Genomic DNA, 25,160 nt, shown 5'->3' on the forward strand with positions numbered 1-25,160 from the left:
TATCACTGCGCCACTCGCCTATGTTAAAAGGCATCACATCCCCGTACCGCGCCTGAAAGGATCCTCATGTCGTTTACCGCCAAACCGCTTGCCGGCCTGAAAGTCATCGAACTCGGCACCCTGATTGCCGGCCCGTTCGCGTCCCGCATCTGCGCCGAGTTCGGCGCCGAGGTGGTCAAGGTCGAATCCCCGGACGGCGGCGACCCGTTGCGCAAGTGGCGCAAGCTGTATGAGGGCACCTCGCTGTGGTGGTTTGTGCAGGCGCGCAACAAAAAATCCCTGACCCTGAACCTGAAACACCCGGACGGCCTGGCGATCCTCAAGCAGCTGTTGGCGGATGCAGACATCCTGATCGAGAATTTTCGCCCTGGCGTGCTGGAAAAGCTCGGCCTGGGCTGGGAAACCTTGCATGCCCTGAACCCGAAACTGGTGATGGTGCGCCTCTCGGGTTTTGGCCAGACCGGGCCGATGAAGGATCAGCCCGGGTTTGGCGCGGTGGGCGAGTCGATGGGCGGCCTGCGCTACATCACCGGTTTCGAGGACCGCCCTCCGGTGCGCACCGGGATTTCCATTGGCGACTCGATCGCGGCGTTGTGGGCGGTAATTGGGGCGCTGATGGCCTTGCGTCATCGCGAAGTGAATGGCGGGCTCGGCCAGGTCGTGGATGTGGCGCTGTATGAGGCGATCTTCGCGATGATGGAGAGCATGATCCCGGAGTTCGACGTTTTCGGCTTTATCCGCGAGCGCACCGGTAACATCATGCCCGGCATCACGCCCTCCTCGATCCACACCAGCGCCGACGGCAAACATGTGCAGATCGGCGCCAATGGCGATGCGATCTTCAAGCGCTTCATGTCGGCCATTGGTCGGGACGACCTGGCCAACGACCCGGCCCTGGCCAGCAACGATGGCCGCGACAGCCGCCGCGATGAGCTGTATGGGGTGATTGATCGCTGGGTCAATTCGCTGCCGCTGGAGCAGGTGGTCGAACAATTGAACAAGGCCGAAGTGCCCGCCAGCCGCATCTACAGCGCCGAAGACATGCTGGGAGACCCGCAGTTTCTCGCCCGCGAGATGTTCCTCAAGGCGCAGCTCCCCGGCGGCAAGGACTTCAAGATGCCGGGCATCGTGCCCAAACTGTCGGACACGCCCGGCAGTTGTGAGTGGGTCGGCCCGCAGTTGGGTGAGCACAACAGCGTGCTGCTCAACGAACTGGGCTACGACACGGCCGCCATTACCCGACTGCGCGAGGTTGGCGCGATCTGATGGCCCGGCGCTTCATCATTCGACTCTGCCTCCTCGGTTCACTGCTCGGGGGGTGGCCGCTGTCGAGCCACGCCGACGACACCTTGATCTGGCTGTTGCGTGACCTGCCGCCGGTGACGATTTTCGAGGGCCCACAAAAAGGCCAGGGTGCCCTCGACCAACTGCTGCCGATACTCGCCGAGCACATGCCGGAGTATCGGCACCAGATCCTCCACGTGAACCGTGCGCGCGGCATGCAAATGCTCCGCGACCCGAGCACGCTGACCTGCGACCCGTCCCTGCTGTGGACCGCAGAACGCGCGAAAACCATTGTGTTTTCCGCCCAGGCCTTTGCGACTGTGAGCAATGGCGTGACGATCCGCCAGAGTCAGCGGGCGGCGCTGGCGCCGTTTGTGGAGGATGGCCTGTTTGACCTGGAGGCGTTTTTGAGTGCCAGGGATGCGCGCCTTGGCGTCATCGCCGAACGCAGCTATGGCGCCATCATCGATGAAGCGCTGAAGCACGCCAGTGCCCACAAGCTGGCACCGCACTACGGCAATGATGCCCTCGGCAGCCTGCTGCAAATGCAACGAAAGGGTCGGCTGGAGGCGGTACTGGGTTACTGGACCGAAGTTCGCTATCAAGCGTTGCAACAGGGCATCGATCCACAGGACCTGGTCTTCTACCCCATCAAAGGCACCCCACCCTATCAACTGACCCGGACTGCCTGCACTGACACCCCGGCGGGTCGCGAGGCCATCGAGCGGATCAACCAGGTGCTGCGCGAGATCCCGCAGGAGCAACTGCGACAGTCTTACGCCTCATGGCTCGACCCGGTCATGCGTGCGCAATACCTCAACGACAACCCGACGTTTTTCCAGGATGTCGCCGGCCCATGACAAATCGCAGGCAAAAAGAAACCCCGAGCAGTGGGGAGACAACTCGGGGTTAATAAGGGCCTACAAAGACCAGTAACAACGAGCGACAAGCACCGGAGCACAATGCTTGATCTCGCTGTTACAAAATCTGACTCACCTTGCCGTAGGAAGGTTCCCAACAAAAATAAATCTTCATGCGCAGACAATGGGCCGGGTCAGGGCCGCATTGCGCAAGGCCGCTATGACCGAGGGTTCCAGGCGTCCCTCGGCAATCATCAGGTCGCGGTGCAAACAGTCCACCACATCCACCAACGCACGCTTATCGGTCAATTGGGCCTGGTCGACTTCGCGTTCGACCACAATCGCACCGGCTGGATTCTTTACGGTCACAAGGCATTCGCCCTGCACACCCGAGGTGGTCAGCGTGACCTGGTAAGGGCTCAGTGCTTCACCGAGCAATAGGCTGATACTTTCCATCTCGATCACCACTCAATAGTTCGGGAACAATCGTGTAAACGGGAGCTGCATCTATCCTAAGTGACTATTTGTCTCGTAGGAAAGTTCGCTTTTTCGTCTTTCAAGGGTTGCCGGGGATGACGTGTCCAGCATGCGCTTGCAACATGACAAGCAAAAAACGGCGGCACATAACTGCTTACTCAATGGGCCGCTGTTTTGGCGCTGATGCCGAGGGTGAATCCTATACTCGGTGGGTGCTGGTCACGCTGCCACACAGGCCTATCAAAAGCCCCAAATGCGAAGGATGAAGACCATGCTGGAACACAACAAAGAGCAGGCTGTATTAGAGAAAATTCACGCTGACATATCACGAATTTATGCCGAACAACGCAAGCTCAACGCAGAATCCCACAAGATAACCCGTGAGAATTTCTGGTATCCCGTTGGTATCGCCATAGGCTTCTTCACTGCTGTGGGGACCGTCATGGCAATCGCGCAAAAACTACTCGCGTAAACGATCCCTACGACCTGGGCTGCCAAAAACGTAAACGCCGCTAACCCAAGGAAGGGAAAGCGGCGTTTTTTGCAGATCGTTAAAACGCCCCTCCGGTCATCCCTCCCATTAACAGGCTAGAATCCCCGAATTACCCTGGGAGCCTGTATTGAAAGAAGCGTCTGAAAAACCATTGCGCATCGTCCTCGCCGACGACCATCCGATTTTCCTCATCGGCCTGCGGGCGGTCCTGGAGCGTGACGAACGGCTAACCATCGTCGGTGAGGCCAATTCTCCCCAGGCCCTCGGCGAGCTGCTGCAACACTGTGCCTGTGACGTAGTGGTCACCGACTTCATGATGCCCGCCGAGCCCCAGGCCGACGGCTTGCGCCTGATTGAACAACTGCGCCGGCATCACCCGGCGCTGCCCATCGTGGTGGTGACCATGCTCAATAACGCCGGGTTGTTTCACGCCATCCTGGAGTTGGGCGTCATGGGTTTGCTGAGCAAGGCCAGTCTGGCGGACGAATTGCCTGAGGCGATCCGTCAGGTGCGCCAGCAGCGACGTTATGTGGCCCAGACCATCACTCAGTCACTGAACCTGGCAGGCGTCGAGCGCGTGCACTCTCAGGATCAGCTGTCACCCCGTGAGCTGGAAGTCATCCGCCTGCTGGCCGGCGGTTTGACGGTAGGCGAGATTGCCGCAAATCTGCACCGCAGCAAGCAGACCGTCAGCGCACAGAAAGTCAGCGCCATGCGCAAGCTGGGTCTGAGCAACGACGCCGCGCTGTTTATCTATGTGCAGGAACACGGACTGGCCTAGCCTGAAACGCGATCCACTGTTTCAGCGCCTCACCGTCCATGGGCCGGGCGATATAGCAGCCTTGCAACCATGCCGCGCCCAACTCACTCACCGCGTGATAATCGGCAGCGCTTTCAACCCCGGTCACCACCACTCCGACACCCAAGCGCCCGGCCATGCTCATGGCCCCGGCAACCACTGCCGCCTTGCGATCATCATTGGCCATCCCGCTGGCAAACATCGGGGGTATTTTCAGCTCGCTGAAGGGCAACTCCAGCAAGCGTTGCAGGCTGGTGCCGCCCACGCCGAAATCCCCAATGGACAGCTTGCACCCCATCATCCGCACACGCAGCAAGCCGGTGACGTGGGCGCTGTCCGTCTTGAAGCGCGAGGTTTCCACCAACTCCAGGGTCAAGCCATGGGCGGGCACCCCATGAAGTTGCAGCAGGCCTTGCAGCACCTGGGAAAAGTGCGGGCGTTCCAGCATACGTCCGGGGATGTTCACTGCCACCGGCAGCACCTGGCCGCTCTCGCGCACGACGTGTGCGGCCATGCCCAGCGCCTGCTCCAACACATGCCAGGTAAATGCCTCTTCCATTCCGGCAAACTCCAGCACCGGCAGAAACGCGTCAGGCAACAGCAGTTCGCCTTCAGGCAGTTGCCAACGTGCCAGCGCTTCGACACCTTGCAACGCGCCCGCCTGGCTGACGATGGGCTGATACCAGACAGTGCCGCAACGGGCGATAGCCGCTTGGCTCACATCCGCCGAAGGCGGCAATTGCTCGATGTCGCTCAAGCCCAGCAACTGGCGCACCCGCCCCCAGGACATCACCGGCGGCCCAGGCCGCAAGCGCTCCCGGCACGCCGTCAAGACTTGCCCGATCAGCTTTGCCGACGCCGGTTTGGGCAAACAGCCGAGCACATTAAGCCCCAGCTGGCGTGCCATGTTCGCCACACCGTCCAGCACATCCGGCTCGGCGTTGCTCAGCAGGATCAATACTTGCGCCAGACGACGCTCAGCCAATTCGCGGATCAGTTCCAGAGCATCCCCCTGCTCCAGGTACAGATCGCAAATCGCAATGTCCACCGCGCCCTTGCTCTCCAGGGACTGGCGAGCGGCGTCGACACTTTCAGCCGTGCGTACATTGAATACGCCGTTGGCATTGAGCATCTGATGCAGGGCCATCAGCTGGAACGGGTTGTCTTCGAGGATCAGGACATTGAGGGAGCGCATGGAAAACGTTACCGGGGAGAAACGAGGGCGCGAAGACTAGCCAAAACCCCGCGCTTGCCCCATAGGACATGTCCTATTTGTGCTGATTCAGATGGCCCTCAAGCTCGCACCGGAACTCGATCAATGCATCGCACAGCGCCAACCAGTGCACGTCAATCTCAGCGTTGCGCTGCTCGCGAATACAGCCTTCAAGCGCCACGCAAGCCTTGGCCAACGGCAACGCATCCACCAGGCAGCAAATGCCCTTCAGGCGATGCAGCGAGGCCCCCAGCCGGGCCTGGTCGTGATCTGCCTTGGCAGCGGCCAGCAGTTGTTGCTCCTGCTCAAGGCTCCTCGCCAGTTCCTCCAACATCCGCTGCAAAACCGGCCCGTCGGCCTGGGTCATGGTGCGCAGCGTCTGGATACTGAACGAGCGCGAAGGCGCCACGCGGGTGAGCACCCGCGTCCAGTGCTCCAGGGTCACGGGCTTGACCAGCAGCTCATCCATTCCAGCCTCCCGGCAGCGCTGCTGTTCATCCTCAAAGGCATTGGCCGTGCACCCCACCAGCGCACTGCGCGGCCTTTGCTCCTGGGCTTCGATCCGGCGTATGGCCTCGCTCAAGGCATAGCCGGACATGCCCGGCATGTTGCAATCGGTGACCAGCACGTCAAACACCTCGTTGCGCCAACGCTGCAGGGCCGCCTCCGCCGAGTCGACGGCCACGACCTGATGGCCGAGGAACTGTAACTGTTGCACCAGCACCATCCGGTTCGCCGGCAGGTCATCCACCACCAACACCGACAGGCTGCGGCTGGCGGCCAGCGGCGCCGTACCCGGTTGCGCCGGCACGTCGTCACTGCCGACCCGGTCCAGGTACAGGTCGATGCACACCACCGTGCCCTCTCCCACCACACTGCTCAGGCTGATGCTGCCACCCATCAACTCCACCAGTTGCTGGCAGATACTCAAGCCCAGGCCGGTCCCGCCATGCTCGGCAGCGGTCAGCGCGCTGACCTGGATAAACGGCTTGAACACCCGCGCCTGTTGTTCGATACCGATGCCGGGGCCGCTGTCTTCCACGCACAGGTGCAAGTATTCGACGCCCGCGCGGTCAAGCTTGCGGGCGACACTGACCCGAACCTCACCGTGCGGGGTGAATTTGAGCGCGTTGCCCAACAGGTTATGGATGACCTGACGCAAACGCAGCGGGTCGAACCAGTAATACCCCTGGGCGGCCGGGTCGAATGCCAGGGTCAAGTGAAGGCCCTTTTTCTGCGCCATGGTTTCAAACAGGCGCTGTATGCCCTCGAAGAAACCTTTCAACTCAGTGGGCTGCGGTGCCAGTTGCAGATGACCGGCTTCGATCTTGGCCAGATCAAGGCTGTCGCCCATCAACTCAATCAGCTCCCGTGCCGAGCGATGGGCCACCCGCAATGCTTCGGACACGGGGTTGCCTTCAGCCAGGGCACGCTCCTGTTCAAGCTCAAGCAGACCGATGATGGCGGTCATCGGTGTGCGAATCTCGTGGCTCAGGGTCGAGAGAAAAGCGCTTTTTGCGTAGTTCGCTTCGTCAGCCGCCTGACGGGCGTCCATCAACTGATTCTCCAGGACCTTGCGCTCATGGATGTCGATCCAGCCACCGAGCAAACCCTGCAGTTGGCCCTTCGCATCAAAGAACGGCACCGTCCACTGATAGACATGAAAAGACCCGCCGTTGAACTCCAACTGCCGGTCGACGAACAACGACCGCTGCGTCGCCAACTGTTCCATATGGCCGGCGTGCAGGCGCGCGGCCGTTGCGTCGGGCATCAGCCGGCTTTCCATCAGCGTCAGGCCCTGAATCTGCTCGCGCCGGGTATTCAGCTGTTGTTCATAACTGGTGTTGCAGGTCACCAGGCGGCCGTCCAGATCGCGCACGAACACCGGGTTGGGCATGCCATCCAGCAGCGCGCGCTTGAACGCCAACTGGTCGTTGAGCCGCTGCTCGGCCTGCAGTCGCTGGCGAATCTGGCGCTTGAGCCGGCTGTTCCAGGCCAGGGACACCAGCACAAACAGCAGCGCCATGGCGACCGTCCAATAAGCCCATGGCGGCACACGCTGCCAGGCGGGCACCGGGATCGGCACGGCGCCCAGCCAACGCAGGCGCAAGGCGCTCAGCTCCGCCACCGGAAGCGCCTCCAACGCCTTGTTCAAGATGCTCAGCAGTTCGGGTTGGTCCTTGCGCACCGAGAGGCTGTTGGCCGACCACTTGCCCTCGACGCTGCGACCGATGCGCAACTCGTCGGCCGGGTAACTCTGCACTTCCACTTCACTCTGGATGGTCGCCGCCGCCACACCTCGCGTGACCAGTTCACGGGCCTGGGCGTAATTCTCCACCGATTGCAGCGTGATCCCGGGGTGCTCGCGACGGATATACCCTTCCAGGACATGGCGCGCCGGCAACGCCAGCACCTCGCCTGACAGGTCACTGAGGCTGGCCACTGGCGGCGCGTCGGCGCGTTGGATGAACACCCAGGCGGAACCCCCGAAACCATGGCTGAAATTGAGAAAGGCCCGGCGCTCCTGATTCTCGGCCAGGGTGGTATTCATATCTGCCCGGCCCGTTTCCAGCAGCGCCAGGGTGTGTGCCGTGGAAGACACTTCCTCCATGACGAACTGCAAGCCGGTCATGCGTGAAATGCGGTTGAGCAGGTCCACATTCAGCCCCACCCACTGACCGTCCTTGTCCTTGAATACGTAAGGCGACAGTTGCTGGGACGCCACTACCACGTGGGGATGCTGGAGCACCCAGGCCCGCTCCGGGGCCGATAAGGCGATGCGCTCGGCGGCGATACCCACCCCGAGTCCGGTGGTCCAGCGCGCGAGGATTTCCCGGCGCACGGAGTCATCGATACTCGACAGCGCCTGATCCATCATCGCGCCCAGCTGCGGGTCGGCCTCGCGAGTGGCGAAAGCAAAGCCGATGGGAGCCAGGCGGCTTTCCACCTTGATCTGCAAGCCGAGGTAGGGCCGCAGCGATTTGTAGGCCCGCACAATCACTTCGTTGCCGATAAACGCATCGGCATCGCCTTGCTTCAGCGCTTCCAGGCCGCTGTAGAGATTCGGTGCCAGCATGATGTGGCTGCCGGGATAGGCATGGTGCACATTCTTGACGTTGGCGTAGCCCTCCAGCAGCACCACCTTCTTGTCCTTGAGGTCTTCGTTCTGGGTGGTGTCATCCCGGCGAACAACCACCACCGAACGATCCGGCATGTAGTCTGCGGTAAAACGCAGGCCCGGCACGTCACGTTCATAACCATTGGCGCTGGTGAGAATATCAATGGCACCGGTACGCAAGGCTTCCACTGCCTGCGCCCGCTCGGCGAAACCCAATACCTGCATCGGCGCATTCAGGCGCGCGCCGATCAGGCTCAGGTAATCGGCGCTGATGCCCTGGTAGCGATTGCGGTCGCGAGTGATATCAATCGGCTGATAGTCATCAATCGAGATGCCCACCTTCAATGGCCGATGCGCCGCCAGCCATTGCTGCTCGCTGGACGTCAGGGGCATGGGTTCCAGGGCAATGAACGCCGGCACCAGCTTGAACGGCAGGCTGACGGCAGCCAGGCTTGCCGAACCATGGCCAAGCAACAGCACGCACATCAGCCACACGCGTCCTCGGGTCGATAAACACACCGTGTTGGTTTCCTTGATTATTCTTGTTGGTCGCCGCGCAAGTATGGCTCGCCAGAATGAAAAAGCCCGTCACGAGGACGGGCTTGAGCTACCACGTAAAGCCGTTGGGTCAGAGTGGCTTGCCGCGATTGCCATGCTGGCTGACAAACGCCTGCACAGCTTTCAGGTCATTGGCCAATACGGTGCAACGCTCTTCACGTTCAAACAGGTCAGCCAGGTGCGGTGGCAATTCCAGCGCCTTGCCAACACCCGCCTTCTCCACCGCTTCCGGGAATTTGACCGGGTGCGCAGTGCCGAGGATCACCATCGGGATGTCCAGGCTGCGGCGGCATTCGCGCGCGGCCTTGACGCCAATGGCGGTGTGCGGGTCCAGCAGCTCGCCGGTCTGGGCGTAGACTTCGGCGATGGTCTCGCAGGTTTCGGCGTCGTCCACGGCCAGGGAGTCGAACAGCTTGCGGGTCTCGGTCCAGCGCTCTTGCTCGACGCTGAAGCCGCCACCTTGCTTGAAGCTGTCCATCAGGCCGGCCAGGGCCGCGCCGTTGCGACCGTGCATGTCGAACAGCAGGCGTTCGAAGTTCGACGAGACCATGATGTCCATCGACGGCGACAGCGTGGCGTGCAGGGTTTCCTTGACGTACTGGTTGCCGCTCATGAAGCGGTGCAGGATGTCGTTGCGGTTGGTGGCGACGATCAACTGGTTGATCGGCAGGCCCATGTTGCGCGCCAGGTAACCGGCGAAGATGTCACCGAAGTTGCCGGTTGGCACCGAGAACGACACCGAACGCGCCGGGCCGCCCAACTGCAGGGATGCATGGAAGTAGTAGACGATCTGGGCCATGATCCGCGCCCAGTTGATCGAGTTCACCGCCACCAGGCGCGTGCCCTTGAGGAAACTCTGGTCGGCGAAGCTCGCCTTGACCATTTCCTGGCAGTCATCGAAGTTGCCTTCGATGGCGATGTTGTGGATGTTCTCGCCGAAGATGGTGGTCATCTGGCGACGCTGCACTTCCGACACGCGTTTGTGCGGGTGCAGGATGAAGATGTCGACGTTTTCGCAGTGCTTGCAACCTTCGATCGCCGCCGAGCCGGTATCACCGGAGGTGGCGCCGATGATCACCACGCGCTCGCCGCGTTTTTCCAGCACGTAATCGAGCAGGCGACCCAGCAGTTGCAGGGCGAAATCCTTGAACGCCAGGGTCGGGCCGTGGAACAGCTCCAGGACCCATTCGTTGCCGTTCAGTTGGCGCAACGGGGCGATGGCGCTGTGGGAAAACACGCCGTAGGTTTCTTCCAGGATCTTCTTGAAATCCGCATCCGGGATGCTGCCGGTGACGAACGGGCGCATGACCCGGAACGCCAACTCGTGGTACGGCAGGCCGGCCCACGAAGCGATTTCTTCCTGGGTGAAGCGTGGCAGGTTTTCCGGCACATACAGGCCGCCGTCAGTGGCCAGACCGGCCAGCAAAACGTCTTCGAAATTCAGGGCCGGTGCCTGGCCGCGGGTGCTGATGTAACGCATGACTGGCTCCTCTAGAGCATGCTTGAACAAGGGCCGCCGAACGCGTGGGGCCCTTGGCGCAAAACGATTAGTTCAGGTGTTCGACGCGAATCCGCACCACCGGCCCAACCACACCCTGCAACGCTTCAAGCGCGGCGATGGCATCGTTGATGTGCTGTTCCAGCACGCGGTGGGTCAGCAGGATCATGGGCACCAGGCCGTCTTGTTCTTCGACTTCCTTCTGCATGATCGATTCAATGTTGATGCCGCGCTCCGACAGGATGCTGGCCACCTGCGCGAGCACGCCCGGGTGATCCTTGGCCTGGATGCGCAGGTAGTAGGCACTTTCGCAGGCTTCGATCGGCAGGATCGGGTGGGCCGACAGCGAATCCGGCTGGAAGGCCAGGTGCGGTACGCGGTTTTCCGGGTCGCTGGTCATGGCGCGAACCACGTCCACCAGGTCGGCGATCACCGAGGAGGCTGTAGGCTCCATGCCGGCACCGGCGCCGTAGAACAGGGTGGAACCGGCAGCGTCACCGTTGACCATCACGGCGTTCATCACGCCATTGACGTTGGCGATCAGACGGTCGGCCGGGATCAGCGTCGGGTGCACACGCAGCTCGATGCCGGCCGGGGTGCTGCGCGCCACACCGAGGTGCTTGATGCGGTAGCCCAGGGCTTCGGCGTAGTTCACGTCGGCGGTGGTCAGCTGGGTGATGCCTTCGGTGTAGGCCTTGTCGAACTGCAGCGGGATACCAAAGGCGATGGACGCCAGGATGGTCAGCTTGTGGGCCGCGTCGATGCCTTCCACGTCGAAGGTCGGATCGGCTTCGGCGTAACCCAGCGCCTGGGCTTCAGCCAGCACGTCTTCGAAGGTACGGCCCTTCTCGCGCATTTCGGTGAGGATGAAGTTACCGGTGCCGTTGATGATGCCGGCGACCCAGTTGATACGGTTGGCGGACAGGCCTTCACGGATCGCCTTGATCACCGGGATGCCACCGGCCACGGCCGCTTCGAACGCCACGATCACGCCCTTCTCGCGGGCCTTGGCGAAGATTTCGTTACCGTGCACGGCGATCAGCGCCTTGTTGGCGGTGACCACGTGCTTGCCGTTTTCGATGGCCTTGAGCACCAGTTCGCGGGCCACGGTGTAGCCGCCCACCAGCTCGATGACGATATCGATTTCAGGGTTGGTGGCAACTTCGAAGACATCGTTGGTAATCGCAATACCGGTCGTCTGGAACTGAGGCTTTGGCGTACGCGTGGCAATTTGTGCCACTTCAATCCCACGCCCTGCACGGCGGGAAATTTCTTCAGCGTTACGCTGAAGTACGTTGAAGGTGCCGCCACCGACGGTCCCTAACCCACAGATGCCTACTTTGACCGGTTTCACTGAAGAACTCCCCATGAAACGGCCGACTCTAGGTCGGCCGTGAAAACAGCCGCACAACTGCGGCTCTCTATTAATGACCCGCCGAATGGTCGGCCAGTCATGATCGTCAAAGGCTCGACGATAATGCTTACTTTGCGTTCAGTGCCAGTTTGGCAACTTGCGGCGCAGGCTGGTAGCCCGGAATCACCTGACCGTCAGCCAAAACGATGGCCGGCGTGCCGTTCACACCAATCGACTGGCCGAGGGCGAACTGCTTGGAAACCGGGTTGGCGCACTTGGCGGCCTTGATTTCCTTGCCATCGACCATCTTGTCCATGGCGGCTTTCTTGTCGGCCGAGCACCAGACGGCTTGCAACTGCTCGTCACCCGGCGAACCCAGGCCCTGGCGCGGGAACGCCACGTAGCGCACTTCAACGCCGAGCTTGTTCAGCTCAGGCACTTCGGCGTGCAGCTTGTGGCAGTACGGGCAAGTGGTGTCGGTGAACACAGTGATGTGGGTCTTGGTCTCGCCAATGGCTGGGTACACCACGGTTTCAGCCACTGGAATGCCGTTGATCAGCTTGGACACGCCCAACCGTTCGGCTTTTTCGGTGAGGTTCACCGGCTTGCCGTCCTTCAGCTGGAACAGGTAGCCCTGGACGATGTACTGGCCATCGGCGCTGGCGTACAGGACGCGGCTGCCCTTGAGCTTGACTTCATACAGGCCGGCCATCGGGCTGGCGTTGATGCTTTCAATCGGAGTGTCGAGCTGGAGGGCTTCCAGGCTCTTGCGGATAGTCTTCTCGGCGGCGTCGTCGGCGACGGCAAAGGTTGAGACCAACGCAATGGCTGCGATGGCAAAAATCTGGGTCAAGCGCATGGGAACTCCTGAAGGCAGATGCAGGGACGGGAGCAGGAACACCGATCTTCAAACACGGGTTTGGGCCGTCCCCTTTGCGAACCGGCAAAGCCTACCACAGTTGGGCCGCAGGGCAGCCAGTCGCGGGGAAATTGGGCTTTTTCCGGCGTGATTTTCATCCGCGGGGATGATGCTTGGCGTGCATGTCCTGCAAACGTGCCCGCGCGACATGGGTGTAGATCTGGGTGGTGGATAAGTCGCTGTGCCCCAGGAGCATTTGGACCACGCGCAAATCCGCGCCGTGGTTGAGCAAATGCGTAGCGAAGGCATGGCGCAGCGTGTGGGGCGACAGCGACTTGCCGATGCCCGCGACCTTGGCCTGGTGCTTGATGCGATGCCAGAAGGTCTGGCGGGTCATTTGCTCGCCGCGCTGGCTGGGGAACAACACATCGCTGGGGCGGCCGTTGAGCAGCTCGCTGCGGGCGTCGCGCATGTAGCGCTCTATCCACACGATTGCCTCTTCGCCCATGGGTACCAGGCGCTCCTTGCTGCCCTTGCCCATCACCCGCAACACGCCCTGGCGCAGGTTGACCTGTTCGAGGGTCAGGCTGATCAGCTCGGTGACACGCAGGCCGCAGGCATACAGCACTTCCAGCATGGCGCGGTCGCGCTGGCCGATGGCTTCGCTCAGGTCTGGGGCAGCGAGTAGAGCCTCCACGTCGGCTTCCGACAGGGATTTGGGCAATGGCCGGCCCAGTTGCGGCATATCGATTTGCAGGGTTGGGTCGATAGCAATCAGCTTCTCCCGCAGCAGATAGCGATAAAAGCCACGTACGCCGGAAAGAAACCGCGCAGTGGAGCGGGGTTTGTAGTTTTGCTCCAGGCGCCAGGACAGGTGGTCGAGGATCAACTCGCGACCGGCGTTGAGCAGCTCCAGGTTTTTCTCCTGCAGCCAGCCATTGAACAACGCCAGGTCGCTGCGGTACGCCTGACGGGTGTTGTCCGACAGGCCTTTTTCCAGCCAGAGGGCGTCGAGGAAGCGGTCTATCTGGGGGTGATCAATGGCAGGCATGAGAACTCAGGCTGAAAACGGTGGTGTCGATAGATCCTATCGCGACCACTCAAATCGCGGGCACAAAAAAGCAGCCCGTAGGCTGCTTTTTTCTGCATCGGGAAGCTGGACTTAAGCCAGTTTTTCCTTGATGCGAGCTGCTTTACCGGACAGGTCACGCAGGTAGTACAGCTTGGCTTTACGTACGTCACCGCGACGTTTAACGGCCATGCTGTCGATTTGCGGGCTGTAGGTCTGGAAAGTACGCTCTACGCCAACACCGTTGGAGATTTTACGAACAGTGAAAGCACTGTTCACACCACGGTTACGCTTGGCAATTACCACGCCTTCGAACGCTTGCAGACGCGAACGGTCGCCTTCCTTCACTTTCACCTGAACGACAATGGTGTCGCCCGGGGCAAAGGTAGGGATCTCTTTGGTCATCTGCTCTGCTTCGAGTGCAAGGATGATTTTGTTAGTCATGCTGTGCTCCTAAGGTAAGTCGTCGGACCTACCATCGATACGTTGTTAACTATCGTCCCGCGCGAGGATGTATTCCTCGAGCAGCTTCTTCTCTTCTCCAGAAAGCGAGCGGCTTTCCAGAAGATCGGCGCGTCGTTCATAGGTCCGCCCGAGGGACTGCTGTAAACGCCAACGCCGGATGTGTGCGTGATTGCCACTTAGCAATACGTCGGGAACACGCTGATCCGCATACACCTCCGGTCGGGTGTAGTGCGGGCAATCCAGCAAACCATCCGTGAAGGAATCTTCCTCCGCGGAGTCCGCATGCCCTAAAGCTCCAGGCAGCAGTCGTGTAACCGCATCTATCAGGACCATCGCCGGCAGCTCGCCGCCAGACAGGACATAGTCCCCAATCGACCACTCTTCATCGACATGAGCATCAATAAAACGCTCGTCAATGCCTTCATAGCGACCGGCAATCAGGATTAATGCTTCCAGATTCGCCAACTCGCGTACCGCCGACTGATTCAGCTGACGGCCTTGAGGGGACAGGTAAATTACCTTCGCCTTCTCCCCGGCGGCTGCCTTGGCCTGAACCAACGCATCTTCCAGGGGCTTGATCTTCATCACCATGCCCGGGCCACCGCCAAATGGGCGATCGTCCACAGTGTGATGTCGATCCGTCGTGTAGTCTCGCGGGTTCCAACAGGTGAGCTGCAAGAGCCCCTGTTTCACCGCCCGACTGGTGATGCCGTACTCGCTGATGGCGGAAAACATCTCGGGAAACAAACTGATCACTTCAACGCGCAGGTTAGCCACGTTAGAAGTCCGCGTCCCATTCCACCTTCATCTCGCCCGCGGCCAGGTCGACGGCCAACACGCATTGCTCGGTATAGGGCAACAGGCGTTCGCGATCATCCAGGCTGCCAGCGCAAGGCTTGACCACCATTACATCATTGGCGCCGGTTTCCAGAAGATGATCGATTTTCCCGAGCAGTTGCCCGAGTTGATCAATAACCTTCAGACCTTCCAGCTGGTACCAGTAGTACTCGCCGTCGGTCAATTCAGGGAACAGGTTGCGCGGCACGCAGATCTCATAACCGGCCAGAAGACGAGCTTCTTCACGATCATCAAGACCCTTGAGCTTTGCGACCAGGAACTTGTCGCTCCCGCGTCCACTGACCAGCTCTACCTGTTTCACACTACCTTCGCGCTTGAGCGTCCAGGTCTTGTACTGCAACAGGTTTTCAGTCGGATCAGTAAAGGAATACACCTTCACTTCGCCGCGAACGCCATGAACAGAATAAATCTTGCCGATAACGATCAAATCATCAGCAACCGCTGGCGTCGCGTTCATATTGCTCAGGCCGCAGCCTTAGATGCATCCTTCAACAACTGAGCAACGCGCTCAGAAGGTTGTGCACCAACGCTCAGCCAGTAGGCTACGCGCTCTTGGTTCACGGACAGACGGACTTCTTGACCACGAGCGATCGGGTTGAAGAAGCCAACTTGTTCCTTGTGAGAGCCGTCACGTGGGTTGCGGCTGTCAGTTACGGTCAAGTGGTAAAACGGGCGCTTTTTGGAGCCGCCAAGGGCAAGACGGATTGTTAGCATGTGAACATCGTTCCTGTAGTCGGTGCTGCAAATCTAAATGCACAGCGGGCATAGGTGCCCGAAAGGCCGCATATTCTAAGGAATATCCGGACTTTTGCAAATGTCTTTTTCTGGCGCCTATCAGCGTGCCATTCAGATCTGCTATAGAGCCGTCGGTTAAAACGGCAAGTCAGCTCCCGCCAACGGCGGGTTTGCTGGAGATCCCACATCCCTGTGGGTCGGAGCAAAAGCGGGCTTTTGCTCGAATTCTTTACATCTTCGGCATGCCGCCGCCGGGCAACATACCGCCCATGCCGCGCATCATCTTGGCCATTCCGCCTTTTGCGGAGAATTTCTTCATCATCTTCTGCATCTGCTTGTGCTGCTTGATCAAGCGACCGATGTCCTGCACCTGAGTGCCGGAACCCATGGCGATCCGACGCTTGCGCGAACCGCTGATCAGCTCAGGGTCGCGGCGCTCGGCCGGGGTCATGGAATTGATGATGGCTTCCATCTGCTTGAATTGCTTCTCTGCCGCGCCCTGGGCGTTGCCCATTTGCGCCAGGTTCACGCCACCGATGTTCGGCAGCTTGTCCATCAAGCCGCCGAGGCCGCCCATGTTCTTCATCTGTTGCAGCTGGTCGCGGAAGTCTTCGAGGTCGAAGCCCTTGCCCTTCTTCAGCTTCTTGGCCAGTTTATCGGCCTTGTCCTTGTCGAGGGTCGCTTCGGCTTGCTCGATCAGGCTGAGTACGTCACCCATGCCGAGGATACGCGAGGCGATCCGCTCAGGATGGAACGGCTCGAGCGCTTCGCTCTTCTCGCCCATACCGATGAACTTGATCGGCTTGCCAGTGATAGCGCGGACCGACAACGCGGCGCCGCCACGGGCGTCGCCGTCGACCTTGGTCAGGATCACACCGGTCAGCGGCAGCGCATCACCAAAAGCCTTGGCGGTGTTGGCCGCATCCTGGCCGGTCATGGCGTCGACCACGAACAGGGTTTCTACCGGGTTGATCGCGGCATGCAGCGCCTTGATCTCGCCCATCATCTCTTCATCGATGTGCAGGCGACCGGCGGTATCGACGATGACCACGTCGATGAATTTAAGCTTGGCTTCTTTAATAGCGGCCTGGGCAATGTCGACCGGCTTCTGGCTCAGGTCGGACGGGAAGAAGGTCACGCCCACTTCGCCTGCCAGCATTTCCAGCTGTTTAATCGCGGCCGGACGGTAAACGTCCGCAGACACCACCATCACCGACTTCTTCTTGCGCTCTTTAAGGAAGCGCGCCAGTTTGCCGGCGGTGGTGGTCTTGCCCGCACCTTGCAGGCCGGCCATCAGCACCACGGCCGGCGGTACGGCGCTGAGGTTCAAGTCTTCGTTGGCCGCGCCCATCAGGCTTTCGAGTTCGGCCTGGACGATCTTCACAAACGCCTGGCCCGGGGTCAGGCTGCGGGACACTTCGGTGCCCACCGCGCGCTCTTTGACCGAGTTGACGAAGTCCTTCACCACCGGCAGGGCGACGTCGGCTTCCAGCAACGCCATGCGCACTTCACGCAGGGTGTCTTTAATATTGTCCTCGGTCAGCTTGGCCTTGCCGGTGACATGGCGCAGCGTCTGCGAGAGACGGTCAGTCAGATTTTCAAACATGCGCGATCCTTTCAGGCCCTATTCATCGAAATGCATTGGTAGACCGAGGTAATGGCGGCCCAGGCTGTGGTAAATCGCTATTAAAAACAGCGCTCGGCGAGCCTGCGGCGTGGGCAGGTCGCGGATTATAGCGAAGACTGCCGCCATGCACACCCGCTGTCTGGCCTGAGAGTCTTTCGTGTTACGCAGGTGTATGCCAAACTCAGCGCCTTTCGGGCCTGCTTAACAGGATTTATGCTCCCCTTGTCACCCAGTTTGCTACCCAGCCTCGCCGCCGCCATCTTGTATGCCGCTGCGACCCTCTATCAGGGCACTCGTCTGGCCCAAGGCGCCAAGGCCGACAAACGCCTGTTGGTAGGCCTTGGCGTTCTCGCCCTGCTGGCTCACGCCGCCAGCCTGTTCACGCATTTGATGACGCCGGTGGGCCTGGGCCTGGATTTCTTCAGCGCCGCCAGCCTGATCGCCGCCGCCGTGATCGCGCTGACCCTGATGGCCTGCTACCGGATCCCGGTGGAGAACCTGCTGGTGCTGTTGTTCCCCCTCGGCATGCTGACGGTGCTGCTGGCGCAATTCACCCCGACCGGCACCGTACAGGTCATTGATGAAGAGCCGGGCATCCTCGCCCACATCCTGCTGTCGATCCTCGCCTACGGCATGTTCACCATCGCGGTGTTCCAGGCCTTGCTGCTGCTGTTGCAAGACCACCAGCTCAAGCACAAGCACCCGTCCGGGCTGATCAAGAACTTCCCGCCGTTGCAAACCATGGAAAGCCTGTTGTTTGGCTTCCTCTGGGCCGGCTGGACGCTGTTGTCGCTGTCACTGATCTCCGGCTGGCTGTTCGTCGAAAACCTGTTCGCCCAGCACCTGGTGCACAAAACCCTGCTGGCGTGCCTGGCCTGGGTGGTGTTCAGCGTGCTGCTGTGGGGCCGCAACCGCCTCGGCTGGCGCGGGCACAAGGCGATCCGCTGGACCCTGGCCGGTTTCTGCCTGCTGATGCTGGCCTATTTCGGCAGCAAGCTGGTTCGCGAATACATCCTGCATATCTGACGGGCAGCCGACATGGACAACTTGCCCCTGGGGCCGATGCTTGCGGTAGTAGCCTTGCTGGTTTTATGGTCGGCGCTGTTTACCGCCATCGAAGCCGCCCAGCAACATTTGCTGGCCCTGCGCCCCGGCACCCGCCAGGGTGACAAAGCCGCCGCCCGCCTGAACTTCCCGCGTAACAGCCTGATCCTGTGCAACACCCTGTGCCGTGCGGTGGTGGTGATTCTCTGCACGTTGCTGGCGATCTACGCCTGGGCGGAAAACGGCCCTTGGCTCGGCTGGATCATCTCCAGTGCCGTCCTGTTGGTGCTGGCCGATTATCTGCCCCGCGCCCTGGCCACTCGCCACCCGCAAACCATCCTCGGCTTTGGCAACACCCTGCTGAGCGTGCCGCTGAAAATCCTTTACCCGCTGGCCTGGCTGCTCAACGGCGTCAGCCTGATGCTGCTGCGCCCATTCGCCCGAAAGGCCGGCGTGGTCAAGAAGAGCGACGAGCCACAGCCGGACCAGGACGACGAGCCGGAAGCCGAAGCCCCCAATAACCGCGCGCCCGGCATGCCAGGCATCCATGCGCTGGACAACATCACCGTCAACGACATCCTGGTGCCCCGCAGCGAAGTGGATGGCATCAACCTGGATGATCCGGTCGAGGAAATCATCGAGCAACTGCGGGTTTCCACGCGCACCCGGTTGCCGGTATTCCACAGCGATATCAACCAGGTCGAAGCCGTGCTCAACACGCGGCAGATTCGCCACCTGCTGCCCGACGCCAGCCTGACCAAGGAAGCACTGCTGGCCGCCTGCCACGAGCCCTACTTCGTCCCGGAAAGCACACCGCTGCAGTTGCAACTGCTGAACTTCCACAAGCAACAGCGCCGCCTGGGCATGGTGGTGGATGAGTACGGCGAAGTGCTGGGCATCGTGACCCTGGAAGACATTCTTGAAGAAATCGTCGGTGAGTTCGAAAGCGAGCACCACCTCGATAACCCCCACATCCAGCCGCAACTGGATGGTCGCTACGTGATCGACGGCGCCGCCTCGATCCGTGACTTGAACAAAACCCTCGGCTGGCACCTGCCCAGCGACGGTCCCAAGACCCTCAACGGCCTGGTGACCGAAGCGCTGGAGACCATCCCGGATTGCGCCGTGTGCCTGAAAATCGGCCGCTATCGCCTGGAAATCCTCGAAACCGAGGACAACCGCGTGGCCAAGGTGCTGATCTGGCACACCAGCACGGTGCCGGTCGCCGCTTAAGCCCCTTGTTGGATCCGCAAACCCCTTCCTATAATCGGGGCGGCTTACCCAAGCCCCGCCCGACCGCGTGCTACCCGCACTGAGCGTGTCCAGGCACCGCTTTACCGTGTCTGACCGGTGTTTGCTCCCATCCCGAGCCGCCCCGCGCACACCCCTGATCCATGGGTGTTCGACCAATAATAATCCGCGTCCAAACGCGCAATGACCGTCAGGGATACCTCCATGAGCACCACCTATAACGAGGCGGCGACCGCTGCCCCGACCAATTCGACGGCCCGGGTCGCCACCGCGAGCATCATCGGCACCGCCATCGAGTTCTACGACTTCTATATCTACGCGACCGCCGCGGCGCTGGTGATCGGCCCGGTGTTCTTCCCGCAAACTTCCGGCACGGCGCAGATGCTGGCTTCGTTCCTGACCTTCGGTATCGCGTTTATCGCACGGCCGCTGGGTTCGGCGCTGTTCGGCCACTTTGGCGACCGGATCGGCCGCAAGTCCACACTGGTTGCGTCCCTGCTGCTGATGGGCGTGTGCACCACCCTGATCGGCTTGCTGCCCGGATACGACAGCATCGGGGCGTGGGCGCCGATCCTGCTCTGCGTGCTGCGTTTTGGCCAAGGCCTCGGGCTAGGCGGCGAATGGGGCGGCGCAGCATTGCTGGCCACCGAGAACGCACCGAAGGGCAAACGCGCCTGGTTCGGCATGTTCCCGCAACTGGGTCCGTCGATCGGCTTTCTGGCAGCCAACGGGCTGTTCCTGATCCTGGCCATGAGCCTGAGCGACGAGCAGTTCCGTAGCTGGGGCTGGCGCATTCCGTTCATCCTCAGCGCGGCACTGGTGATGGTGGGCCTGTATGCGCGGCTCAAACTGCATGAAACGCCGGTGTTCGCGAATGCCGTGGCCAAAGAAGCGCCGGTGAAGGTGCCGCTGGTGGAACTGTTCAGCCAGCACTGGCTGCCGGTGCTGCTGGGCGCCGCGTCGATGGTGGTGTGTTATGCGCTGTTCTACATCACCACGGCGTTTTCCCTGAGCTACGGCGTGTCCACGCTGGGCTACAGCCGTGAAACCTTCCTCGGGTTGCTGTGCTTCGCGGTGCTGTTCATGGGTGCGGCGACGCCACTGGCGGCGTGGGCAAGCGACCGTTACGGGCGTAAGCCGGTGCTGATTGTGGGGGCGATCCTGACCATCCTCTCCGGCTTCACCATGGAACCGTTGCTGACCCACGGTTCAACCTGGGCCGTGGCACTGTTCCTGGCGCTGGAGCTGTTTTTGATGGGCGTAACGTTTGCCCCGATGGGCGCGATGTTGCCGGAACTGTTCCCGACCCGCGTGCGTTATACCGGCGCTTCGGCGGCGTATAACCTGGGTGGGATCGTGGGTGCATCGGCGGCACCGTTCTTCGCGACCAAGCTGGTGGCGATGGGCGGTTTGAGTTATGTCGGCGGGTATGTGTCGGCGGCAGCGGTCATCAGCTTGATTGCTGTGTTGTGCCTGAAAGAGACGCGCCATAACGATTTGAACAAGGTCGCCTGATAGGCCGCTTTCGGGAGCAAGCCCCCTCCCACATTTGACTGTATTCACAAATCAAACTGTGGGAGCCGGGCATGCTCGCGAAGAGCGCGCCTCGGTTACAGCTCTACAACAACTGCCTTCGACGCACGAGTGGCTTTAGCCCGGGCAGCCTCAATCGACTCATCCCGTGCCAGTGCCACGCCCATGCGGCGCTGACCGTTCACTTCCGGCTTGCCAAACAGACGCAACGCCGTATCCGGCTCGCTCAAGGCTGCACCCAGGTTGGCAAACGCGGTCTGGGTCGATTGCCCTTCCACCAGGATCACCGCCGAGGCCGACGGTCCGAACTGACGGATCAACGGGATCGGCAGGCCGAGAATTGCCCGTGCATGCAGGGCAAACTGCGACAAGTCCTGGGAAATCAGGGTCACCAGGCCGGTGTCATGCGGGCGTGGCGAGACTTCGCTGAACCACACTTGATCGCCTTTGATAAACAGCTCAACGCCAAACAGACCACGACCACCCAAGGCCTCGGTCACCGCTTTGGCAACACGCTCGGATTCGGCCAGGGCAATCGGGCTCATGGCCTGTGGCTGCCAGGATTCCTGGTAGTCGCCCTTCTCCTGACGGTGGCCGACGGGTGCGCAGAAGGTGGTGCCGCCGATGTGGCGCACGGTCAACAGGGTGATTTCGTAATCGAAGTCGATAAAGCCTTCGATGATCACGCGGCCCTTGCCGGCACGGCCGCCTTCCTGGGCGTAATCCCAGGCTTTCTGCACGTCATCCGCGCTGCGCAGCAGGCTCTGACCCTTGCCCGACGAACTCATCACCGGCTTGACCACGCATGGGAAGCCCAGGTCCTGGACAGCCTTGCTGTAGTCCTCGAAGGTGTCGGCGAAGTGGTACGGCGAGGTCGGCAGGTCCAGCTCTTCGGCGGCCAGGCGACGGATGCCTTCACGGTTCATGGTCAGCAGCGTCGCGCGAGCGGTCGGGATCACGGTGAAGCCTTCGGCTTCCAGCTCAACCAGGGTCGCGGTGGCGATCGCTTCGATTTCCGGCACGATGAAGTGCGGCTTTTCGGCTTCGATCACGGCACGCAGGGCGGCGCCATCGAGCATATTGATCACGTGGCTACGGTGCGCAACCTGCATGGCCGGCGCGTTGGCGTAGCGATCCACGGCAATCACTTCAACGCCCAGGCGTTGCAGTTCGATTACCACTTCCTTGCCCAGCTCACCGCAGCCACACAGCATTACGCGGGTCGCGGTTGGCGACAATGGAGTTCCGATTCGGGTCATCTCAGGTCCTCAGGGGAGCGGATCATGGTGGAGAAAGGCCGGCATTTTACATGAACTGTAAAGATTGGCTTCAGTTGGCGACGCGCTGCCGGCGCAAACGCCAGGCCATGGCCAGCCATACCACGGTAACGCCGGCGAATTTCGAGACCAGCGCAGTGCCCGCCACCGCAGGCGTCAGCGCGCCGATCAGACCGAAGAAGATGAAGGTATCGAGGGGAATGCTCAGCGCCGAACTTATCCACAGGCGATCGTGGAGCGGACGCTTGGTGATGCTGAACACCAGCCAGTCGATGCACTCCGACACCGCAAACGCCGTGGCGCTGGCCAGGGCGATGGATGGATCGGACGTGATGTAGGACAGCACGAGCGCCGCGAGCATGGCGATGATCGCGCCATGGCCGAAGCGGGTTTGCACCATGTCCCGCAATACAAACACCAAGCCGCCCCAGGCAGACCAGATGACGTCCAGGTGCGGGGCGGTGGAAAAGGCAAAGTTGATCAGCACGACACTGCTGATGTAGGCAATCAGGAAGAACATGGGGCGAGGGACCTGTGAACAAGGGGCACAGGGTACTGCACAATGAAAGCCTGTGGCGAGGGGGCTTGTCCCCCGTTGGGCTGCGTTGCAGCCCCAAAACCTGCCATGAAGTTCTGCCTGAAGAAATGCGGTGGCTATACTGGGGCCGCTTCGCAGCCCAACGGGGGACAAGCCCCCTCACCACAGGGTCAAGCGTTAGACTTCCCCGGAATCATCCACACCAGCCCACTCGCCTTCGCCCGCTCATGGCACAACCCCAGCACCACCCGGCGCTCGGCGTTGTCCATGCGGCTCCAGCGGGTTATTTCATCCACCGTACGCTGGCAACCGGTGCAAATATCGTCGTCATCCAGCGCACAAATGCTCACGCAGGGCGAGGCGACGGGGCGTTCCACCGGGTTCATTCTTCCTGCTCAACCAGGTCACGCGCATAACGCCGGGCGTTATGCACATAGTGCGCAGCGCTGGCCTCAAGCATCTTCTTCTGCACGTCAGTCAGTTCCCGCACCACCTTGCCCGGCGAGCCCATCACCAGCGAACCGTCGGGAATTTCCTTGCCTTCGCCAATCAGCGAATTGGCGCCGATGATGCAGTGCTTGCCGATCTTCGCCCCGTTGAGGATGACCGCATTGATGCCGATCAGGCTGTAATCGTCGACGGTGCAGCCATGCAGCATGGCGTTATGGCCAATGGTCACGCCGGTGCCCAGTGTCAGCGGGTAGCCCATGTCGGTGTGCATCACGCTGCCGTCCTGCACGTTGCTGTTCTTGCCGATCAGGATCAGCTCGTTGTCGCCGCGCAACACCGCGTTGAACCAGACATTGGCGCCCTCCTCCAGCTTGACCTTGCCCACCAGCGTGGCATTGGGGGCCACCCAGCTGTCGGGATGGGTTTCGACTCGGGCGTCGCCCAGGCGGTATTTCATAGGTGGTTCCTCACGGCGGAAACGATGGCCATCTGGCTCTTAGGTATTGATGAAGCTTTTCGGCGGTCGATGCAGGCTGATGTCGGCATCGTCATAGAGCAGATTGATCAACTCGACAATCATGATCGCCGTCAGGCCCCAGATCTTGTATTCGCCAAACCGATAACTGGGCACGTACCAACTGCGGCCCTGGTAATCGATACGGTGGGTATGTTCGCGCGGGTCCTGGCGAAAAAACTCCAGGGGCACGCTGAAAACAGCCGCGATCTCGGCGTCATTCGCCAAGTATTCAACGTAATCAGGAATAACGCCTACATAAGGCGTGACACGGATACCGTGCAGGGAAATCAGCGGGCTCAACGGGCCGATGACTTCCACCAGCCCTGGCGGCAGGCCGATTTCTTCTTCGGCTTCACGTAGCGCGGTGAATATCAGGTCGGGATCGTCGGGGTCGCGGCGCCCGCCAGGGAACGCCACTTCGCCGCCATGGGTGGACAACCCGCTGGCGCGCAAGGTCAGGATCAGCTCGGGTTCGTCACTGCGGGTGATCGGCACCAGTACCGCCGCTTCCGGGAAACGACCGTCGGTCTCCAGCGTGTGGGGCGTATGATTGCTTACCCGGCGAAGTAGCTCGTCCAGCATGAGTCATCTCGGTCTGTTGGCTACCTTGCATCATGCACCAAACCTTGCGCACGCCCAACCCCAAAACCCTGGCCATGTCGCTAAACGACAACTTGCAGCCCATACCCGGTCACGCCAAGATAGGCGCACTCTCCAGGAACCCCAGCATGAACTTCTGCAGCCAGTGCGGTAAACCGGTCACCCAGCGCATTCCCGAAGGCGACGCACGCCTGCGTTATGTCTGCGATCACTGTCAGACCATTCACTATCAGAACCCCAATATCGTCGCGGGCACCGTGCCGGTATGGGGCGATCAAGTGTTGCTGTGCCGCCGCGCCATCGAGCCGCGCCTGGGCTTCTGGACCCTGCCCGCCGGCTTCATGGAGAACGGCGAGACCGTCGAGCAGGCCGCCATGCGCGAAACCCTGGAAGAAGCCTGCGCCCGGGTGCGCAACCTGAGCATCTATACCCTGATCGACGTGCCGCACATCAGTCAGGTGCACATCTTCTACCGCGCCGAGCTGATCGACCTGGACTTTGCCGCAGGCCCCGAAAGCCTCGAAGTGCGATTATTCGATGAAGCCGACATCCCTTGGTCAGAGCTGGCTTTCCGCACGGTCGGGCGTACCTTAGAATGCTTTTTTGCTGACCGCCGGCAACAGTCGTATCCGGTGCGCAGCGAGTCGGTGCCGCCACTGACCCAATTGGCCAAATAACAACTC

The 25,160-nt window shown here is 60.9% G+C and carries 25 protein-coding genes; 8 read left to right on the top strand and 17 right to left on the bottom strand.

The features are described from left to right. Positions 1-66 precede the first annotated feature (66 nt). Both MUM_RS0130725 and MUM_RS0130730 read left to right on the top strand, forming a co-directional pair. Positions 67-1,266: a CaiB/BaiF CoA transferase family protein gene (locus tag MUM_RS0130725; protein ID WP_010176817.1), complete on the top strand. Its 1,200-nt coding sequence runs from the start codon at positions 67-69 to the stop codon at positions 1,264-1,266. Beyond that, positions 1,266-2,144, top strand: a complete 879-nt coding sequence (locus tag MUM_RS0130730; protein WP_010176818.1) for a TIGR02285 family protein — start codon at positions 1,266-1,268, stop codon at positions 2,142-2,144. The genes MUM_RS0130725 and MUM_RS0130730 overlap by 1 nt, the downstream gene beginning before the upstream one ends. A gap of 171 nt (positions 2,145-2,315) precedes the next feature. Here MUM_RS0130730 and MUM_RS0130735 read toward each other — a convergent pair whose 3' ends face one another. Continuing rightward, positions 2,316-2,600 carry a DUF3509 domain-containing protein gene (locus tag MUM_RS0130735; protein WP_010176819.1) on the bottom strand — a complete coding sequence of 95 codons (285 nt, stop codon included), beginning with the start codon at positions 2,598-2,600 and terminating at the stop codon, positions 2,316-2,318. Between the two features lie 292 nt (positions 2,601-2,892). Here MUM_RS0130735 and MUM_RS0130740 point away from each other — a divergent pair, with 292 nt between their 5' ends. Both MUM_RS0130740 and MUM_RS0130745 read left to right on the top strand, forming a co-directional pair. Next, positions 2,893-3,093 (top strand): hypothetical protein, encoded by a 201-nt coding sequence (locus tag MUM_RS0130740; RefSeq protein ID WP_010176820.1) that lies wholly within the window; start codon positions 2,893-2,895, stop codon positions 3,091-3,093. Between the two features lie 148 nt (positions 3,094-3,241). Then, complete coding sequence (locus MUM_RS0130745) at positions 3,242-3,895, top strand: response regulator transcription factor (RefSeq protein WP_010176821.1); 654 nt, start codon at positions 3,242-3,244, stop codon at positions 3,893-3,895. Here MUM_RS0130745 and MUM_RS0130750 read toward each other — a convergent pair. From MUM_RS0130750 to ffh, 11 genes are all read right to left on the bottom strand, one after another. Then, positions 3,864-5,108 carry an EAL domain-containing response regulator gene (locus MUM_RS0130750; protein WP_010176822.1) on the bottom strand — a complete coding sequence of 415 codons (1,245 nt, stop codon included), beginning with the start codon at positions 5,106-5,108 and terminating at the stop codon, positions 3,864-3,866. The two genes, MUM_RS0130745 and MUM_RS0130750, sit on opposite strands and share 32 nt — an antisense overlap. 73 nt (positions 5,109-5,181) lie before the next feature. Then, on the bottom strand, positions 5,182-8,730 hold the full coding sequence (locus tag MUM_RS0130755) for a transporter substrate-binding domain-containing protein (protein WP_010176823.1): 3,549 nt from the start codon (positions 8,728-8,730) through the stop codon (positions 5,182-5,184). Positions 8,731-8,872: 142 nt separating this feature from the next. After that, on the bottom strand, positions 8,873-10,282 hold the full coding sequence (gene thrC, locus MUM_RS0130760; RefSeq protein ID WP_010176824.1) for a threonine synthase: 1,410 nt from the start codon (positions 10,280-10,282) through the stop codon (positions 8,873-8,875). A 67-nt stretch (positions 10,283-10,349) separates the two neighbouring features. Next, on the bottom strand, positions 10,350-11,654 hold the full coding sequence (locus MUM_RS0130765; RefSeq protein WP_010176825.1) for a homoserine dehydrogenase: 1,305 nt from the start codon (positions 11,652-11,654) through the stop codon (positions 10,350-10,352). A gap of 127 nt (positions 11,655-11,781) precedes the next feature. After that, positions 11,782-12,513: a bifunctional protein-disulfide isomerase/oxidoreductase DsbC gene (dsbC, locus tag MUM_RS0130770; protein WP_003209582.1), complete on the bottom strand. Its 732-nt coding sequence runs from the start codon at positions 12,511-12,513 to the stop codon at positions 11,782-11,784. A gap of 154 nt (positions 12,514-12,667) precedes the next feature. Beyond that, the gene (xerD, locus tag MUM_RS0130775) at positions 12,668-13,564 is read right to left on the bottom strand and encodes a site-specific tyrosine recombinase XerD (RefSeq protein ID WP_010176826.1); all 897 of its coding nucleotides are present in this window, start codon (positions 13,562-13,564) and stop codon (positions 12,668-12,670) included. Positions 13,565-13,675: 111 nt separating this feature from the next. After that, complete coding sequence (gene rplS / locus MUM_RS0130780) at positions 13,676-14,026, bottom strand: 50S ribosomal protein L19 (protein ID WP_003175895.1); 351 nt, start codon at positions 14,024-14,026, stop codon at positions 13,676-13,678. 45 nt (positions 14,027-14,071) lie between these two features. Continuing rightward, on the bottom strand, positions 14,072-14,782 hold the full coding sequence (trmD, locus tag MUM_RS0130785) for a tRNA (guanosine(37)-N1)-methyltransferase TrmD (protein ID WP_237151084.1): 711 nt from the start codon (positions 14,780-14,782) through the stop codon (positions 14,072-14,074). 43 nt (positions 14,783-14,825) lie between these two features. Then, positions 14,826-15,362, bottom strand: a complete 537-nt coding sequence (gene rimM, locus MUM_RS0130790) for a ribosome maturation factor RimM (protein WP_003175898.1) — start codon at positions 15,360-15,362, stop codon at positions 14,826-14,828. Positions 15,363-15,367: 5 nt separating this feature from the next. After that, positions 15,368-15,619 (bottom strand): 30S ribosomal protein S16, encoded by a 252-nt coding sequence (rpsP, locus tag MUM_RS0130795; RefSeq protein ID WP_003209587.1) that lies wholly within the window; start codon positions 15,617-15,619, stop codon positions 15,368-15,370. 250 nt (positions 15,620-15,869) lie between these two features. Beyond that, positions 15,870-17,246, bottom strand: a complete 1,377-nt coding sequence (gene ffh / locus MUM_RS0130800; protein WP_003209589.1) for a signal recognition particle protein — start codon at positions 17,244-17,246, stop codon at positions 15,870-15,872. 234 nt (positions 17,247-17,480) lie between these two features. Here ffh and MUM_RS0130805 point away from each other — a divergent pair, with 234 nt between their 5' ends. From MUM_RS0130805 to MUM_RS0130815, 3 genes are all read left to right on the top strand, one after another. Further along, positions 17,481-18,293 carry a cytochrome C assembly family protein gene (locus MUM_RS0130805; RefSeq protein WP_010176828.1) on the top strand — a complete coding sequence of 271 codons (813 nt, stop codon included), beginning with the start codon at positions 17,481-17,483 and terminating at the stop codon, positions 18,291-18,293. A 12-nt stretch (positions 18,294-18,305) separates the two neighbouring features. Next, complete coding sequence (locus tag MUM_RS0130810; RefSeq protein ID WP_010176829.1) at positions 18,306-19,544, top strand: transporter associated domain-containing protein; 1,239 nt, start codon at positions 18,306-18,308, stop codon at positions 19,542-19,544. 222 nt (positions 19,545-19,766) lie between these two features. Then, positions 19,767-21,077, top strand: a complete 1,311-nt coding sequence (locus MUM_RS0130815) for an MFS transporter (RefSeq protein ID WP_010176830.1) — start codon at positions 19,767-19,769, stop codon at positions 21,075-21,077. 95 nt (positions 21,078-21,172) lie between these two features. On the opposite strand, the gene purT is transcribed toward MUM_RS0130815, so the two are convergent. The 5 genes from purT to MUM_RS0130840 form a co-directional block, all read right to left on the bottom strand. Further along, complete coding sequence (purT, locus tag MUM_RS0130820) at positions 21,173-22,354, bottom strand: formate-dependent phosphoribosylglycinamide formyltransferase (RefSeq protein WP_010176831.1); 1,182 nt, start codon at positions 22,352-22,354, stop codon at positions 21,173-21,175. A 70-nt stretch (positions 22,355-22,424) separates the two neighbouring features. Continuing rightward, positions 22,425-22,892, bottom strand: coding sequence for a hypothetical protein (locus MUM_RS0130825; RefSeq protein WP_003209599.1), 468 nt, complete (start codon positions 22,890-22,892; stop codon positions 22,425-22,427). A gap of 188 nt (positions 22,893-23,080) precedes the next feature. After that, a complete protein-coding gene (locus tag MUM_RS0130830) occupies positions 23,081-23,296 on the bottom strand; it encodes a DUF1289 domain-containing protein (RefSeq protein ID WP_010176832.1) in 216 nt (71 codons plus the stop codon). Beyond that, positions 23,293-23,817 (bottom strand): gamma carbonic anhydrase family protein, encoded by a 525-nt coding sequence (locus MUM_RS0130835; RefSeq protein WP_010176833.1) that lies wholly within the window; start codon positions 23,815-23,817, stop codon positions 23,293-23,295. The genes MUM_RS0130830 and MUM_RS0130835 overlap by 4 nt, the downstream gene beginning before the upstream one ends. 39 nt (positions 23,818-23,856) lie before the next feature. Continuing rightward, entirely contained in the window at positions 23,857-24,459 is a 603-nt protein-coding gene (locus MUM_RS0130840) for a CoA pyrophosphatase (RefSeq protein ID WP_010176834.1), read from the bottom strand. A 146-nt stretch (positions 24,460-24,605) separates the two neighbouring features. Here MUM_RS0130840 and MUM_RS0130845 point away from each other — a divergent pair, with 146 nt between their 5' ends. After that, positions 24,606-25,154 (top strand): NUDIX hydrolase, encoded by a 549-nt coding sequence (locus MUM_RS0130845; protein WP_003209606.1) that lies wholly within the window; start codon positions 24,606-24,608, stop codon positions 25,152-25,154. The last annotated feature ends 6 nt before the right edge of the window (positions 25,155-25,160 follow it).

Origin of the sequence: Pseudomonas sp. PAMC 25886 (assembly GCF_000242655.1) — a bacterium.
Lineage (GTDB): Bacteria > Pseudomonadota > Gammaproteobacteria > Pseudomonadales > Pseudomonadaceae > Aquipseudomonas.